The organism is Arthrobacter sp. NPDC058097 (assembly GCF_042884885.1).
Lineage (GTDB): Bacteria > Actinomycetota > Actinomycetes > Actinomycetales > Micrococcaceae > Arthrobacter.
On record NZ_JBHVSZ010000005.1, the window covers coordinates 84,552 to 100,800 of the forward strand.

The 16,249-nt window shown below is 68.9% G+C and carries 11 protein-coding genes; 3 read left to right on the top strand and 8 right to left on the bottom strand.

All coding sequences use genetic code 11. The features are described 5' to 3' along the window. Window positions 1-27 precede the first annotated feature (27 nt). Window positions 28-1,599 (bottom strand): SDR family oxidoreductase, encoded by a 1,572-nt coding sequence (locus ACFVTE_RS10385; RefSeq protein ID WP_387099947.1) that lies wholly within the window; start codon window positions 1,597-1,599, stop codon window positions 28-30. Between the two features lie 222 nt (window positions 1,600-1,821). Here ACFVTE_RS10385 and mfd point away from each other — a divergent pair, with 222 nt between their 5' ends. Together mfd and ACFVTE_RS10395 are read left to right on the top strand one after the other, a co-directional pair. Then, window positions 1,822-5,568: a transcription-repair coupling factor gene (gene mfd, locus ACFVTE_RS10390; protein WP_387099950.1), complete on the top strand. Its 3,747-nt coding sequence runs from the start codon at window positions 1,822-1,824 to the stop codon at window positions 5,566-5,568. 5 nt (window positions 5,569-5,573) lie between these two features. Further along, a complete protein-coding gene (locus ACFVTE_RS10395; RefSeq protein WP_387099952.1) occupies window positions 5,574-6,395 on the top strand; it encodes a metal-dependent hydrolase in 822 nt (273 codons plus the stop codon). Window positions 6,396-6,460: 65 nt separating this feature from the next. On the opposite strand, the gene ACFVTE_RS10400 is transcribed toward ACFVTE_RS10395, so the two are convergent. From ACFVTE_RS10400 to nirB, 6 genes are all read right to left on the bottom strand, one after another. Then, window positions 6,461-6,694: a hypothetical protein gene (locus ACFVTE_RS10400; protein WP_377950014.1), complete on the bottom strand. Its 234-nt coding sequence runs from the start codon at window positions 6,692-6,694 to the stop codon at window positions 6,461-6,463. Between the two features lie 46 nt (window positions 6,695-6,740). Next, complete coding sequence (deoC, locus tag ACFVTE_RS10405) at window positions 6,741-7,496, bottom strand: deoxyribose-phosphate aldolase (protein ID WP_387099955.1); 756 nt, start codon at window positions 7,494-7,496, stop codon at window positions 6,741-6,743. Between the two features lie 82 nt (window positions 7,497-7,578). Next, entirely contained in the window at window positions 7,579-8,475 is an 897-nt protein-coding gene (locus ACFVTE_RS10410) for an FAD-dependent oxidoreductase (RefSeq protein WP_387099958.1), read from the bottom strand. A gap of 309 nt (window positions 8,476-8,784) precedes the next feature. Then, window positions 8,785-9,966 (bottom strand): uroporphyrinogen-III synthase, encoded by a 1,182-nt coding sequence (locus tag ACFVTE_RS10415; protein ID WP_387100507.1) that lies wholly within the window; start codon window positions 9,964-9,966, stop codon window positions 8,785-8,787. A gap of 14 nt (window positions 9,967-9,980) precedes the next feature. Then, complete coding sequence (cobA, locus tag ACFVTE_RS10420) at window positions 9,981-11,015, bottom strand: uroporphyrinogen-III C-methyltransferase (protein ID WP_387099961.1); 1,035 nt, start codon at window positions 11,013-11,015, stop codon at window positions 9,981-9,983. A gap of 2 nt (window positions 11,016-11,017) precedes the next feature. Further along, complete coding sequence (gene nirB / locus ACFVTE_RS10425; RefSeq protein WP_387099963.1) at window positions 11,018-13,678, bottom strand: nitrite reductase large subunit NirB; 2,661 nt, start codon at window positions 13,676-13,678, stop codon at window positions 11,018-11,020. 295 nt (window positions 13,679-13,973) lie between these two features. Between nirB and nirD the strand changes: the two genes are divergently transcribed. Further along, window positions 13,974-14,339, top strand: coding sequence for a nitrite reductase small subunit NirD (gene nirD / locus ACFVTE_RS10430; protein ID WP_387099966.1), 366 nt, complete (start codon window positions 13,974-13,976; stop codon window positions 14,337-14,339). A gap of 30 nt (window positions 14,340-14,369) precedes the next feature. Here nirD and ACFVTE_RS10435 read toward each other — a convergent pair whose 3' ends face one another. Next, the gene (locus tag ACFVTE_RS10435; protein WP_387099969.1) at window positions 14,370-16,169 is read right to left on the bottom strand and encodes a phospho-sugar mutase; all 1,800 of its coding nucleotides are present in this window, start codon (window positions 16,167-16,169) and stop codon (window positions 14,370-14,372) included. Window positions 16,170-16,249 lie beyond the last annotated feature (80 nt).

A 16,249-nucleotide genomic window follows, 5' to 3' on the forward strand; every position in this document is an offset into this window, starting at 1 on the left:
GTCAGAACGCTTTTTGCTCACCACATCCTACGGGGTTGGCCGTGCTTCCCCGGCACCGGGACGTCCGGCACCGTGCTCTGCGACGCCGGATTTCTCCTCGGCGGACAGCCGCCGGGCCGCCGCGGTAATGTTGCGGGACATGGCCGGGAAGATGATGCTGTGGAACGGCAGAACGGCAAGCCAGTAGAGCCGCCCGCTGAGTCCTTTGGGGAAGAAAATCGCACGCTGGCGGTACCGGCTTCCGGTTCCGTCGGGCTCCACGGAGAGCTCCAGCCAGGCGCGCCCCGGGGCGCGCATTTCGGCCCGCAGCCGGAGCAAATGGCCGCGCTCAATCCGTTCCACGCGCCACCAGTCCACCACCTCACCGGACACCAGATGGTGCGGGTGCCGCCTGCCGCGGAGCAGGCCCGCTCCGCCCGAGAGCTTGTCCAGCCAGCCGCGGACGCTCCACGCCAGCGGGAGCGAGTACCAGCCGTTGCGGCCGCCGATCCCCTCGATGACGGTCCACACGTGCGACGGATCCACGTCGCTGGCAAAGGTCCGTTCGTCGACGTACACCCGGTGCCCGGCCCAGCCGGGATCGCTCGGCAGCGGGTCGGCGTCGGCACCGGCGCTGGCCCAGGTGGTTTCGACCTGGCCGTCACGTTCCTTGCCGAGTGCCAGGGCGACGGCCCTGCGGTAGCCGGTCAGGCCGCCGTCGGGCTGTTTGATGTAGTTGTCGATGTCGTGTTCGGCGGAAACCGCGTCGTGCTGCAGGGACTGGACGAGCGGCACGGACATGGACAGCGGAATCGGGGTCACCAGGGCCACCCATAATCCGGCCAGTCTGGGCGCCGGCACCGGCAATGCCAGGACCGGGCGCGGCGGCAGGCCCGCCTCTGCCGCATATTCCTTCATCATGCCGGCGTACGTCAGGACATCCCGGGAGCCGATGTCGAAGGTGCGGTTGAGTGGTTCCGCCAGGGATGCCGCCCCGACGAGGTAGTGGAGCACGTCGCGGACGGCGATGGCTTCGATCCGGTTGCGGACCCAGCTGGGCGCCGGCATCAGGGGCAGGGTTTCGGCGAGGTGGCGGATCATTTCGAACGACGCGGAGCCGGAGCCGATCACCACACCGGCCTGGAACACGATGGCGTCCACCGGACCGGACAGGAATACTTCGCCCACCGCTTCACGGGAGCGCATGTGCGTTGACAGTGCCGTGTTGCGCGGGTGCAGGCCGCCCAGGTAAACGATCCGCCGGACGGAGGCTGCCGCGGCGGCGCCGGACACGAGCTCGGCCATGGCCTTTTCCTTGGCTTCGAATCCGGAGCCTGCCGCCATGGAGTGGACCAGGTAATACAGCACGTCCACGCCCTGCAGGGCTTCCTCCAGGGCCGCGGAGTCGTCCAGGCTGCTTTTGACCACCTCGACGTCGTCGAACCACGGCACGCCGGCGATTTTCTCCGGGGATCTGACCAGCACCTTGACGCGGTGGCCGGCGTCGAGCAGGCGGGGGACCACCCGGCCGCCGATGTACCCGGTGGCGCCCGTGACAAGCACCGTCTTGCCGGCGCTCCTGTCATTTCCGCTGCTGTTCTTTCCGGTCTGGTCGCTCACGGGAGTCTCCTTGGGGCGGCGTCATGGCTGTGCTGGACGTCGTGCTGTGCCGGACAATTGGGCTGTGCTGAATTCACCTGCTCAGCAAGCTTAGCAATGCGGCATTCCGGACCCGGATGCCGCGTCCATGCCTGCAGGGGTAGGCTGGGAGCCCCGGCATTCGCAAGAATCTCGGCTTTTCGTGTTGCCTGCGTTCGAATGAGATTCCAGGAGTTCCTGCCCATGAACCCCAAAGGCCAGCGCCCCACCGGCCAGCCCTCCGATGGCCAGTCCCTGAACGGGCTGCCACTCAACGGCCTGCGCCGCGTCCTTCACACGGACAAGACGTTCGCCCGGGTGCAGGCCGAGGCCGCGCGGAGCTTCAGCATCCGCAGCGAGGACTACCAGATCAGCGCCCCGGCAGGCCTGCGGCCGGTGCTCCTCGCCGAGATGGCGGACGGCCTGCTGAACGCTGCGGGCGACGGAAACGCCAGCGCTGATCATGCCGCGCCGGGTGTTGTCCTGGCCGTCACCGCGACCGGCCGCGAGGCCGAGGACCTGGCCGCCGCGCTCCGCGCCTACCTGCCGGCCAACGCCGTGGCCGAGTTCCCCAGCTGGGAAACCCTCCCGCACGAGCGGCTCTCCCCGCGGTCGGACACCGTGGGCCGCCGCCTGTCGGTCCTGCGGCGCCTCGCCCACCCCGAAGAGTCAGCCCACCCCTCAGATGCAGCGCACCCGGAAAACGCAGCGGGTCCCCTGCGCGTGGTGGTGGCCCCCGTCCGCGCCGTGGTCCAGCCGATCGTGGCCGGCCTGGGGGAACTGGTGCCGGTGACCCTGAAGGTGGGCCAGGAGGTCCCGTTCAATGACGTGATCCGGAACCTCGCGGCCGCCGCCTACTCCCGCGTGGACATGGTCACGCACCGCGGCGAATTCGCCGTCCGCGGCGGCATCCTGGACGTGTTCCCGCCCACCGAGGACCACCCCGTCCGGGTGGAGTTCTCCGGCGACGAGGTGGACCAGATGCGCTGGTTCGCCGTCGCCGACCAGCGCTCGCTGTCCGCACCCGGCGTGCACCACCCCACCGAACTGCACGCCCCGCCGTGCCGCGAAATCCTCATCACCCCCTCGGTTATGTCCAGGGCTGCCACGATGAAGCCCCAGCTCCCCGCCGCCGCCGACATGCTGGAGAAGATCGCCGGCGGCATAGCCGTGGAAGGCATGGAATCCCTGGCGCCCGTCCTGGTGGACGCCATGGTCCCGTTCATGGAACAGCTGCCCGCGGGGTCCATTTCGGTGGTCATCGAACCCGAGAAGGTCCGCACCCGTGCGCACGACCTCGCGGCCACCAACGAGGAGTTCCTGGAGGCAGCGTGGTCCACGGCGTCCGACGGCGGAACCGCGCCGCTGGACCTCAGCTCGCAGGCCTCGGCGGCCCTGCACTCCGCCAGCTTCCGTTCCCTGGCCGAGACCCGCACAGCGGCGCTCGGGAACGAGGTGTCCTGGTGGTCCATCACGTCGCTGGCCACGGACGAGGAACTGACGCCGGACATCGACGTGCTCAACCTCCACGCCCGCGAACCGCGCGGCTACCAGGGTGACGTGGCGGAGATGATGGACTTTATCGGCTCGCACGTGCGGGACCAGTGGCGGATCGTCGTGGCCACCGAAGGCCCGGGCCCGGCGCAGCGCCTGGCCGAACTGTTCCACGACGCGGACATCCCCTGTGCCCGGGTGGACACACTGGACCACGAACCCCAGGCGGGGATCATCGAGGTGACGACTGCCGCCGTCGGACGCGGTTTTGTCCTGGACGGACTGAAACTCGGTCTCCTGACCGAGGCTGACCTGCTGGGCCGCACTTCCGCAAGCTCCACGAAGGACATGCGCCGGATGCCGTCCAAGCGCCGGAACGCCGTGGATCCGCTGCAGCTGGTGGCGGGCGACCATGTGGTCCACGAACAGCACGGCATCGGCCGGTTTGTGGAACTCCTCCAGCGCAAGGTGGCCGGCGGCAGCGACGGCGTGCGCGAGTACCTCGTGCTGGAATATGCGCCCTCCAAACGCGGGGCGCCGGGGGACAGGCTGTTCGTCCCCACCGACCAGCTGGACCAGGTGACCCGCTACGTCGGCGGCGACACGCCCGTGCTCAGCAAGATGGGCGGCGCGGACTGGGCCAGCACCAAGTCCAAGGCGCGCCGGGCCGTCAAGGAGATCGCCGGCGAGCTCATCCGGCTCTACTCGGCCCGGATGGCCTCGCGCGGCCATGCCTTCGCCCCGGACACGCCGTGGCAGCGCGAGCTGGAGGAGGCCTTCCCGTATGTGGAGACACCGGACCAGCTCACCACCATCAACGAGGTCAAGGCGGACATGGAGCGCGAGATCCCCATGGACCGGCTGGTCTCCGGCGACGTCGGCTACGGCAAGACCGAGATCGCCGTCCGCGCCGCCTTTAAGGCCGTGCAGGACGGCAAGCAGGTGGCGGTGCTGGTGCCCACCACCCTGCTCGCCCAGCAGCACTACGAGACGTTCACCGAGCGGTTCTCAGGCTTCCCGCTCCGGGTGAAGCCGCTGTCCCGGTTCCAGGCGTCCAAGGAAGCCAAGGAAACGGCCGAGGGCGTGAAGAACGGGTCCGTCGACGTGGTCATTGGCACGCACCGGCTGCTGTCCAAGGACTTTGAGTTCAAGGACCTCGGCCTGGTGATCGTGGACGAGGAGCAGCGCTTCGGCGTCGAGCACAAGGAAGCGCTGAAGAAGATGCGCACCAACGTGGACGTCCTGGCCATGAGTGCCACCCCGATCCCGCGTACGTTGGAAATGTCGCTGACCGGCATCCGCGAAACGTCCACCCTGGCCACCCCGCCGGAGGAACGCCACCCGGTGCTCACCTATGTGGGGCCGTACACGGACAAGCAGACCTCGGCCGCCATCCGCCGCGAGCTGATGCGCGAGGGCCAGGTGTTCTTCGTCCACAACCGCGTCTCCACGATCGAAAGGACCGCGGCCAAGATCCGCGAACTCGTTCCCGAGGCCAGGGTCGAGGTGGCACACGGCAAGATGTCCGAGAGCCGGCTGGAGCAGATCATCGTGGACTTCTGGGAGAAGCGCTTCGACGTCCTCGTGTGCACCACCATCATCGAAACCGGCCTGGACATCTCCAACGCCAACACGCTGATCGTGGACGGCGCGGACAAGTACGGCCTGTCGCAGCTCCACCAGCTGCGCGGCCGCGTGGGCCGCGGACGCGAACGCGCCTACGCCTACTTCCTCTACCCCTCCGAGAAACCCCTGGGCGAGGTGGCGCTGGAGCGGCTGAAGGCCGTGGCCACCCACAACGAGCTCGGCGCGGGAATGCAGCTGGCCATGAAGGACCTGGAAATCCGAGGCGCCGGCAACCTGCTGGGCGGCGAGCAGTCAGGCCACATCCAGGGCGTCGGCTTCGACCTCTACATCCGCTTGGTGGGCGAGGCCGTGGCCGAGTACCGCGGTGAAGCGGAGGAGAAGGCCGCCGAGATGAAGATCGAGCTGCCCGTCAACGCCCACCTGCCGCACGACTACGTCCCGGGGGAGCGGCTGCGGTTGGAGGCCTACCGGAAGCTGGCGTCCGCCGTGACCAACGAAGCCATCGACGAGGTCCTCGCCGAGCTCGTGGACCGCTACGGCGAGCCGCCGCTGCCCGCACAGAACCTGGTCGCCGTCGCGCGCTTCCGGGTGGGGGCCCGCGAAGCCGGGCTGTCCGACGTCGCCCTGCAGGGCAACTTCATCCGGTTCTCCCCGGCGCAGCTGCCCGAGTCCAAGACCATGCGCCTCAACCGCATGTACCCGGGCTCGCAGTCCAAGCCTGCCCTCGACGCCGTGCTCATCCCCAAGCCGAAAACGGCAAGGATCGGCGGCCGCGACCTGCAGGACGCGGAAATCCTGGAATGGGCCGACGGCGTCATCCGCAACATCTTCGCGGACGCTCCGGTTCCGCTCGAAGCCTCGAAGGGCTAGCCGTGATGGGAGGACACCACGCCGCGTCGGGAGCCGCGGCGTGGGTGGCCGTTGCCGCGACGGGGCCGTACACCTTGGGCTGGTATCCGCTGGACCCCACCGGCGTGCTGATCGGCGGCATGGCGACGGCGGGCACAGCCCTGGTGTGCGACTGGGACCACCGCTCCAGCACCGTGGCGCACTCGCTGCCGCCGCTGTCCAACATGATCGCCGTGGGCATCGAGAATGCCAGCGGCGGCCACCGGCAGGGCACGCACTCGGTGCTGGGGGCGGCCATGTTCGTGCTGCTCGCCGCGGTTGCCGCGCAGGTCCAGGTGGACACGCCGTGGGGTGTGCTGTCCGTCGGCGCCGGGCTGCTGTGCATGTTCATGATCAACATCGCCGCGAAGGCGCTGAAGCTGTTTCCGAAGTCGGGGTGGATCACCAACTGGGTCTTCGCGCTTGTCATGGCCGGGCTGGTGACCTGGTTCGCGCCGCACCAGTGGACCTGGCTGCCCATGTCCATGCTGATCGGCGTCGTGGTCCACATCGTGGGTGACATGGTGACCACCGGAGGTGTGCCGCTCCTCTGGCCGCTGGTGATCAAGCCGCCAAGGTTCCTGCGCCGGCTGTGGGTGCTGCGGAATTTCTGGCGGCCCAACGGCGCCTTCTCCATCCCGCTGCTGGGCCGGGCCGGGTCGCGGCGGGAGTGGCTGGTGCTGATCCCGGTGAGCGGCTACGCGATGGTGGGGATGTGCCTGGCGGCCTGGTCGCTCGCCGGTACGCATTTCCCGGCAGCCCTGGCCCTGGCCGGCCGGCTGGCCAGCAGCCTGCTGGGACTGCCGTGATTGAGACTTAAAGACTGAAGCCCCGGATAATTTCCGGGGCTTCAGTCTTTAAGTCTGCGTTGGGGTTAGTACTCGCCGGCTGAATCCGAGCGGCCGGTGATGGTCTGCGGGATCCAGAACGCCAGGGCGAAGAGGCCAAGGCACACGGCCATCGGCCACGGGTTGCCCAGCGTCAGGAAGGACAGCGAGTAGATGGCACCCAGGAACAGGGCCATGATCACCACGAACAGAACGATGCTGCCGGCCAGCGGGTTCTCGTTCTGGGGCGTCTTTACCTGCTGGTCAATCTTGCTGGACATTCATTCCTCCTCGGCCCCGCGGGGCTCAAACTGTGGCTGCCGCCGGTCAGTACGCAGACGAACCCTGTTCGCCTTTGACGATTGCAATACCGGAGCTGGCGCCAATACGTGTTGCGCCTGCAGCAATCATAGCCTGTGCGTCCTGGAGGGACCGCACGCCGCCGGAGGCCTTGACACCCAGGTCCGGGCCCACGGTGCGCCGCAGAAGAGCGACGTCTTCGACGGTGGCACCGCCGCCGTTGAAGCCCGTGGAGGTCTTGACGAAGTCGGCCCCGGCCTCCACGGCCGCTTCACACGCCAGGACCTTCTGGTCATCGCTGAGCAGGCCGGTCTCGATGATGACCTTGAGGATCGCCTCTTCAGAGTGCACGGCCTCGGCCACGGCCCTGATGTCGTCCACCAGGGCGCCCTTGTCCGAGGCCCTGGCGGCAGCGATGTCGATGACCATGTCCACTTCATCGGCACCGTCCAGCACGGCCCCGCGCGCCTCGAACGCCTTGACGTCGCTGGGCGTGGCGCCCAACGGGAAACCCACCACGGAGCACGTGAGCACGCCCGTGCCCCTGAGGGCAGTCTTGACCGTCTTGACCCACAGCGGGTTCACACACACGGACTTGAACCTGTACTCGGCGGCCTCGGCACACACCTTGAGGATGTCCGCCTCGCTGGCCTCCGGCTTCAGCAGCGTGTGGTCGATGTAGGCAGCGATGCCCGGCGCCCCGGTGCCCTCCCCGGCACGTTCGCCGGGCGATCCTGCGGGGCTGGTCGCGGTGCCCGTTCCGGGGCTGGCTTCGTTGCTCATGCTGGTCCTTTCCACGGGCCTCTGGCCGACGGCACCCCGGGATCGCGGTGCCGTTTCGAACCATCCTGCCACAGCGGGACAGCTACGCAGCCGTGGCCAGTTGCCCTCGGGAAAGCGCCGTCATGAGCTCCGCCGCGCAGGCGCCTGCGGCGGATCCGGACGCCACCAGCAGACCCAGCCGCACGCCGTCGAACGCTGCGGCATCCCCGATGGCCCAGATGCCCGGCACGGAGGAGCGGAAGTCGCGGCCGACGACGATCCCGCCGGACGCTGCCGTCTTCACGCCGGCGGCGGCGGCCAGGCTGTCCCGGGGCGTGCGGTCCTCGGCGAGGACCACGAGGTCGCCGCTCATGCGGCTGCCGTCCTCGAACACGATGCCGGCGGCCGGCAGCACGGAACCGGCAAGCGTGGGCACCACGGCGGCGGGCCGGGCGGTGGTGCGCACGGGACGGACGCCGCGGGCGCGGAGCACCGCTTCGGCCTGTCCGGCGGCGGGACCGGTGCCCACCAGGATACCCAGCGGCCTGCGGCCCAGGACGCGGGTGACTTCCTTGACGGCGTGGCCGATCTTGGCGGCGTCGTCGATGGTGGAGTAGCTGAGGCAGCGACCGGAGCCGTCCACCGGCGAATCCACGGGGGCCGAGCCCGTGGCGATGACCAGCTCGTCGTAACTGAATTCCATGCCGTCGGCGGTGGTGACCACCTTGGCCGCGGCGTCGATGTGGCTGGCGGGCTGGCCGAAGCGTACGGAGACGAACGGCAGGGCCGCCAGCTCCAGCAGGTCGTCGGGGGCGTCGTCGCGGCTGCTCAGCACGGTGACTGTGCCGGAGAATCGGGCTTTGGCGAGCTGGGCCACGAGCGCCTGGGCGGCCGGGCCTGCCCCGGCGATGACGATCTTCGCGGAAGGAGTGGCGCTGGCGGAGGCGGCTGCCGCCGAGAGGGAGGTGCCGGAGGTGGGGGACAATGCCGGTGCGGACATGTGCAGGCCCTTTCGCTGGTGGCCATCGTGCGGCCGGTGTGCTTGATGAACCCCAGCGTAGGCGTCCGGTTTTTCCGGGGTGTTTCCCGGGTGTTGCCTGTTATTCTCTGCCCGTTCGCCAGTATTTACTGACTGGTAATGCCGTGGGTCACACCGCGGCGCAAGCATGCTAACAAGGCAACGCGGGGTCACTTGGCGCCCAATGGGAGGGCCTTATTGGGCGCTAAGTGACCCTTCCCACCCGCACCCTAGCCTCGCAAGCTCGGCCAGGGAACCCTGCGGGCGTGGGCCCCCGTTGCGGTGAAAGGGTTAGACGCGGATGCGGTAGCCGCGCTTCACCACGGTTTCCACGAGCTTGCCGTCCGGCAGGGACGAGCGGAGCCGGCTGACCGTCATGTCCAGGGCGTGCACCGAGCCGCGCAGTTCCAGGAGTTCGGAGAGCGACTCCCGGGACAGGACTGCGCCGCCGGCGCCCAGGAGCGCGCGCAGCAGCAGGAGCGGCGCCGGGGCGATCTCCACCGGCTCGCCGTCGATCCGCAGCGAACGGCCGCGCAGTTCCACCTTTCCGGACCGCGTGTCCAGGCGGCGCACATGGTTCAGCGCGAGGTGCTCGCACACCAGCCTGATCAGCGCGCCCATCCGGAACCGCTCGGGCACCAGGGGGGTGATGCCCGCGTCCAGCAGCGGCTGCGCGGTCACGGGACCTACGACGGCGGTCGTCACGGTGGTTTTGAGACTCTCCACGAGCTGCTTGTACAGCCCCATCTCGTGGGCCGTGCTCCACATCGCATCCACGGCGGGGGCACTGGTGAACGTCAGGACGTCCAGGTTGCCGCTGCACGCAGCCTCGATCAGGCGGGGGAGGCGGTCGGCGCCGTCGGGCTTGACCCAGCGGTACGGGGTCACGGTCAGGACCGTGGCGCCGGACATGCGCAGCCGCTCCAGCTGGCGGACGTCCGTGTAGCCATGCAGCTGCACGGCCACGGTCTTGCCGCGCACGCCCTCGGCCAGCAGCATGTCCACCAGGGTCGCGGTGGTTTCGTCACTGCTGATTCCGACGTCGGCCAGGCCGGCCGCGCGCACGGCGCCGCGGGCTTTGGGTCCGCGGACGAACATCCGGCAGGCGCCCAGGGTTTCCAGCAGCTGCTCGCCGATGCCCGACGCATCCGCCGCCTCGCACCAGCGGCGCATGCCGTAGGCCGTGGTGGCGATGCAGAGGTCGGGTTTGGCTGCGATGATCGCCTTGGTGTCCTCGATGAGGCTGATGTCCTCGTTCACCGGGGCGATCTTCAGGGCCGGGGCATGCAGGACCTCGGCGCCGCGGCGTTCCAGGGCCTCGATGAGGTCCCGCGAACGGCGGTGGGAGGTCACGCCGATCCGGAAACCCTCCAGCGGGGCCTCGGCAGCCGCCTCCGGAGCGGTTTCGGCGGATGCTGTCCCAGCGGGCGGGGTTTCGGTGCGGGCTGTTTCGGTGGGGGCGAGTGCATTCATTGCGTTCATGCCTATCACGAACCCAGCAGCGAGGCCGCCAGGCGGTCGAGTTCCGCCGCGGCCTCGGCATGCCCGCGGTTGGCTTCAGCCACCCGCACCACCTCGCCGATCACCAGGACGGCGGGGTTGCTGCAGCCGGCGGCCGCAGTGGTGATGTTGCCGAGTTCCGCGATGGTGGTCTTCTGGCCGGGCCGGTAGCCGCGCTCCACCACAGCCATGGGCATGTCGGTGCGCATCCCGGCGCGGCGCAGGCCGGCGGCGAGGTGGTGCAGCGTGCCGATGCCCATCAGCACCACGATGGTTCCGCCCAGGCCGGCAAGGTGCGTGAGTTCCTTCTCGGTGAGCGGCGCGTGGCCGGACACCACCGTGAACATGTGGCTGACTTCACGGTGCGTCACGGGGATGCCGGCGGCAGCCGGCACGGAGATGGCGCTGGTGACACCGGAAATGACGCGGACGGGGACGCCGGCGGCCACGCAGGACGCAACTTCCTCGCCGCCGCGGCCAAAGACGTACGGGTCGCCGCCCTTGAGCCGCACCACGTTGTTGCCTTCCAGCGCGGAGGCGACCATGAGCTTCTCGATGTCGCCCTGGCTCACCTTGTGGTGTCCCGGGCGCTTTCCGACGTCGACCAGTTCGGCGGAGGTGAGGGACGCCAGCCCCTGGTACGGGGCCAGCCGGTCGTAGAACACGACGTCGGCATCGCGCAGGGCCTTGACGGCCGCAACGGTCAGCAGCTCGCCGGTGCCCGGGCCGCCGCCAACCAGCGTGACGTGCCCGGCCCGGCCGGCGGCCGGTTCGGCCGCCACCGGAATGCCGGCGGCACGGCAGCGGTCCAGCAGCTGTTCCCAGCCGGGCTGGCCGTCGTCGACGGCGGCGACCAGGAACGGGCGCTCGGGCAGCGGGCCGTCGTGCCCGGCGCCCTGCGGGGTGCTGAGGCGGGAGACGACGGCGCCGGCTGCCTCGTAGCGGCGGACGGCCTGGCGGGCGGCGACATCAGAGCCGGTGACCAGGACATCGCGGCCGGTGAGATCAATGCTGAGCTGCATGCCTATACCTCGTTCTCGTCAAGCAGGTCCGGCGCGGAGGGCCGCATCGGGATGGAAGCCCCGACCAGCACGGGCTGCCGGGCGGCCAGCGCCTTTTCCTCAGCCGTGGCCGGGCGCATCTGGCCGCGCTCGTCCGGGACGAAGGTGATGGAGTCGTCCTTCTGGTCGGGGGCGTTGACGAAGGAGCGGAACCGGCGCAGGCGCTCGGGGTCCTTCAGGGTGTCTGCCCACTCGTCGATGTACGTGTCGACGTGCTTGGCCATGGCTGCCTCGAGGTCCTCGGCGATGCCCAGGGTGTCCTTGACCACCACGTCCTCGACGTGCTTGATGCCGCCGTCGAGCTCCTCCTGCCAGCGCGCGGTGCGCTGCAGGCGGTCGGCGGTGCGGATGTAATACATGAAGTAGCGGTCGATGTACTTGATCAGCGTCTCGTCGTCCAGGTCCTTGGCCAGCAGCTGGGCGTGGGCCGGGGTGGCGCCGCCGTTGCCGCCGACGTACAGGTTCCAGCCGTCAGCGGTGGCGATCACCCCGACGTCCTTGCCGCGGGCCTCGGCACACTCGCGGGCGCAGCCGGAGACGCCCATCTTGAGCTTGTGCGGGCTGCGGAGGCCGCGGTAACGGAGCTCCAGCTGGATGGCCATGGCCACCGAGTCCTGGACGCCGAACCGGCACCAGGTGGAACCGACGCAGGACTTCACCGTGCGCAGGCTCTTGCCGTAGGCCTGGCCGGACTCGAAACCGGCGTCCACCAGCTCCTTCCAGATTTCGGGCAGCTGCTCCAGCCGGGCACCGAACATGTCGATGCGCTGGCCGCCGGTGATCTTGGTGTACAGGTTGTACTTTTCGGCGACGGCGGCGATGACGCCGAGCTTCTTCGGGGTGATCTCGCCGCCGGCGATGCGGGGGACCACCGAGTAGGTGCCGTCCTTCTGCATGTTGGCCAGGGCGCGGTCGTTGGTGTCCTGCAGGGTGCCGCGGCCTGCGTCCAGGACGTAGTTGCTGTTCTGGCTGGCGAGGATGTTGGCGATGGTCGGCTTGCAGATGTCGCAGCCTGCGCCGGTGCCGTACTTGGCCATAATCTCTTCGAAGGAGGTCAGTTCCAGGACGCGGATGGCGTCGAACAGTTCCTGGCGGGACAGTTGGATGTGCTCGCACAGCGCCTTGGAAACCTCGACGCCGGACTTGGTCAGTTCGGTTTCCAGCAGCTTCTTCAGCATCGGCACGCAGGAACCACACTGGGTTCCGGCGCGGGTGCATCCCTTGAGCTCGCCCAGTTCCTGGACGGGGGCGTTGCCGTCGCAGGCGCCGCAGCCGTTGATGGCGTCGCGGATGGTTCCGGCGGTCACGTTGTTGCAGGAGCACAGGGTGGCGTCGTCCGGCAGTTCGGTCTCGGGGGCTTCGCCGCCGCCGGCCGCCGTCAGATAGGCGCCGGGTTCCGCGGGGAGCTCGCGGCCCAGGAGCGGGCGGAGGCTGGTGTAGGGGGCTGCATCGCCAACGAAGATGCCGCCGAGGAGGGTCTTGGCGTCGTCGGTGGTGACGATCTTCTGGTAGACGCCGCGGGCGGGGTCTGCGTAGACAATTTCGAGGGCATGTTCCGTCTTGGCGAACGCGTCGCCAAAGCTGGCCACGTCCACGCCGGAAAGCTTGAGCTTGGTGGCGGTGTCGAAACCGGGGAAGGTGGCCTCGCCGCCGTGCAGCCGGTCGGCGACGATCTCGGCCATCGTGTTGGCCGGGGCCACCAGGCCCAGGCACATGCCTTCGAAGTTGGCGACCTCGCCGATGGCCCAGATGCCGGGCACCTGGGTGGCGCAGAAGTCGTTGATCACCACGCCGCCGCGGGGGCCCAGGTCAAACAGGGACTCTTCGCCTTCTGCGGCGCGGAAGAGCTCATCGCGCGGCTTGACGCCGATCGCCACGATGACGATGTCGGCCGGAATGATGCGGCCGTCGGCCATCAGCACCCCGGTGACCTGGCCGTCGTCGTCCGCCTGGATTTCGGACGGGAACACGCCGCCGTGGACTTCGAAGCCCTTCGCCTCGATAAGGCGTCCCAGCGCCTGCCCGGCGCCTTCGTCGAGCTGGGTGTTCATGAGCCACGGCGCGCCGTTGATGACAACGGGGATGGCGCCGAGCTGTTCGGTGCCGGCCGCGGATTCGAGGCCGAGGAGGCCGCCGCCGATGGTCACGGCGTTGACCTTGCGGCCGAGCTTTTCGGTGAGTTCGGCGATGGACTTGTTGATGGCCCAGACATCCTCGAGGGTGCGGTAGACGTGCACGCGCTCGGCGCCGGGCAGCGGGAGCCGGGCGGCATCCGAACCGGTGGCAACCACCAGTTCGTCGTATTCATAGGTGTTGCCGGCCGCGGTTTCAACGGACTTGCCTGCGGTGTCGATCTTCACCACGCGCTCGCCGGTCTGCAGGGTGAGTGACTCGTGGTCCCACATGGAAGCCGTACCCAGCGTCAGGTCTACGGTGCTGTCCGTGAGGGCCTTGCTCAGTGCAACGCGGTCATAGGGCAGGTGGGCTTCCTCGGTCAGAACAGTTACCTGCCAGCCCTCGAGGCCGCGGGCATGCATGGCGTCCGCAAAACGGTGGGCTGCAGGGCCGCCGCCGGCGACCACAATGCGGCGCGGAGTCGATGGGGTTGAAGTCTGTTCGGTCACTGTGGGCCTTTCGCATGGGCCGCAGACGGTGCTCTGCAGCTTGTGCATTCAGCCTAGGGAGACGCAGTTTCGCTTCAGTTTCCCATTTGTTTCGTGAACTTAACTTCTGCATCACGGGTTTGTTTCACGCCATGTGAGGTGTCTTTTACGTTCTTGACACATTGACTGCACCCCGTCGAAACACCTGGGTCCTAGCTTTGGTATACGGCCGCAGCGGCGGCAAAAGCAGGCGGAATCACACGCCTTGTAGGACCGGCCCGCCGCCGGAAAGCACGCAAAGGGAGAGGAGCCGGACATGACGGCAACACTGGAACTTGAGGATCTCGCCACCGGATATGCAGCAGGCTGGCACCGCGTCTGCGCGGTGGAGGACCTGGAACTCGCCTGGGGCGAAGCGGCACTCGTGGCCGGCCGGCAGGTGGCCCTGTTCCGCACCGCCCCCCGTGAGGTTTTCGCCGTCGCCCAGGAGGACCCGGCCACCGGCGCCTACGTCATGGCACGCGGCATCCTCGGATCACGCGGCACGCGCCCCACCATCGCTTCGCCGCTGCACAAGGAGGTTTACGACCTCGAGACCGGCGAATGCTTCGGCAACGCGGATCTGCGCCTTGCCGTCTTCAGCACGCGCATCGTGGACGGCTTCATTGAGGTTGAGCTCTAAAGCTTTCCTGGCGGCCCAGCCGCGAACCGCTTAGAGTCCCAGCGCCTCGCGCACGTCGGTCAGCACGCGGTCCAGCGCTGCCCTGGCCGCCAGCCGGGCCTCGGGCAGTTCAGCGGCCGAGCCAACGCTTTGGATGACCTCGAGGTAGCACTTGAGCTTGGGCTCCGTGCCGCTCGGCCGGATGATCACGCGGCTTAGGTCCCGGGTCACATATAGCAGCCCGTCGGTCGGAGGCAGGTGTTCGCTGCCTTCGGCCAGATCCACGAACGACTCCACGGCCGAACCGCCAAACGATTCGGGCGGGTTCACGCGCAGCCGGTTCATCATGGCGTCCAGCAGGCCGAGGTCACCCACGCGGATGTTCAGCTGGTCACTCGCGTGGAGCCCGTGGACCAGGTACAGCTCGTCCAGGGTGTCGAAGATCGTCTTGCCCTCCGCCTTGGCGGCGGCCGCGAGTTCCGCGATCAGCACCGCGGCGGACAGCCCGTCCTTGTCGCGGACCAGATCCGGCGCAACGCAGTAGCCGAGTGCCTCCTCATAGCCGTAGGCGAGGCCCGGCACCCGGGAGATCCACTTGAACCCGGTGAGCGTCTCCACATGCGCGTACCCGGCTGCGGCGGCGATGCGGGAAAGCAGCCGCGAGGAAACAACCGAATTGGCGAACACGCCGCCGCCCGAGGCTGCTCCGGAACCATCCGCGCCGGGGGCGTCGGAGCCAGGGGCGTCCGTGCCGGAACCAGCCAGCCTGGAGGCGGCCAGCCGCGCCACGACATGCGCTCCCAGCAGGGCGCCCACCTCATCGCCCCGCAGCATCCGCCACGCACCGGTGTCCGGGTCCTTGGCGGCCACCGCGGCACGGTCGGCGTCGGGGTCGTTGGCCAGGACAATGTCCGCAGCCACCTGCATCGCCGTCCCGAGGGCCAGATCCAGGGCGCCGGGTTCCTCGGGGTTGGGGAAACTGACGGTGGGGAAGTCCGGATCGGGCTCGGCCTGCTCACTGACCAGCGTCACGTCTGTGAACCCGGCCGCCTCGAGGACGGAAACAGCAGTGGTGCCGCCCACGCCGTGCAGCGGTGTCAGGACGATCTTCAGGTCCCGGGCCGGGAAGAGCCCGCGGTCGGCCAGCCCTGCCGTGGCGGCCTGGTAGTCCTGGACGATCCCGGCGTCCAGGACCGTCCAGCCGTCCGGGGCCAGGGGGATCGAGGCAAGGTCGCCCACGCTGCTGATCTCGGCGGCGATCCGGGCGTCGTCCGGCGCCACGATCTGCGCCCCCCGGCCACTTTCCTCCACGGCATGCCGGCCGAGGTACACCTTGTAGCCGTTGTCCTGCGGAGGGTTGTGGCTGGCTGTGACCATCACCCCGCCGTCGCAATCCAAAGTCCGGACCGCATAGGCCAGCAGCGGCGTCGGCAGGGCTGCCGGCATGAGGAATGTCTCGATTCCGGCCGCGGTGAACACCGCCGCCGTCTCCGCCGCGAAGATGTCTGAGTTGTAGCGGGCGTCATAGCCGACGACGGCGCGTGGCCGGGTGCCGGGCGAAGCTTCCGCCACCGCCCGGAGCAGGAATTGGGCGAAGCCCGCCGCTGCGCGGCGGACCACGACGCGGTTCATCCGGTTGGGCCCTGGTCCCAGGGCGGCGCGCAGGCCGGCCGTTCCGAACTGCAGCGTTCCCCGGAAGCTGTCTTCGAGGTCCTGCCGAGCGGCGGGTGTGCCGGCTTCGGTGAGCTTCACGAGCTCGGTCAGCGTTGCCGCGGTGCGCGGATCCGGATCCTGGGCGGCCCAGGCACGGGCGTCGTTGAGCAGCTGCTGATCGGCTTCGGAAGACGTCATGGGAACCAAACTATCGTCAAAGTGCGGCGCAGCGGTGCCGGGCAGGGCCGCGGACGCGTCATAACCCGGCCGGTTAAGAG

Coding starts and splice junctions, on each gene's coding strand:
- ACFVTE_RS10435 (WP_387099969.1), bottom strand. CDS start 16,169: ATGACGTCTTCCGAAGCCGATCAGCAGCTGCTCAACGACGCCCGTGCC.
- mfd (WP_387099950.1), top strand. CDS start 1,822: ATGAACCCCAAAGGCCAGCGCCCCACCGGCCAGCCCTCCGATGGCCAG.
- ACFVTE_RS10410 (WP_387099958.1), bottom strand. CDS start 8,475: ATGTCCGCACCGGCATTGTCCCCCACCTCCGGCACCTCCCTCTCGGCG.
- ACFVTE_RS10395 (WP_387099952.1), top strand. CDS start 5,574: ATGGGAGGACACCACGCCGCGTCGGGAGCCGCGGCGTGGGTGGCCGTT.
- ACFVTE_RS10415 (WP_387100507.1), bottom strand. CDS start 9,966: ATGAATGCACTCGCCCCCACCGAAACAGCCCGCACCGAAACCCCGCCC.
- ACFVTE_RS10400 (WP_377950014.1), bottom strand. CDS start 6,694: ATGTCCAGCAAGATTGACCAGCAGGTAAAGACGCCCCAGAACGAGAAC.
- nirD (WP_387099966.1), top strand. CDS start 13,974: ATGACGGCAACACTGGAACTTGAGGATCTCGCCACCGGATATGCAGCA.
- deoC (WP_387099955.1), bottom strand. CDS start 7,496: ATGAGCAACGAAGCCAGCCCCGGAACGGGCACCGCGACCAGCCCCGCA.
- cobA (WP_387099961.1), bottom strand. CDS start 11,015: ATGCAGCTCAGCATTGATCTCACCGGCCGCGATGTCCTGGTCACCGGC.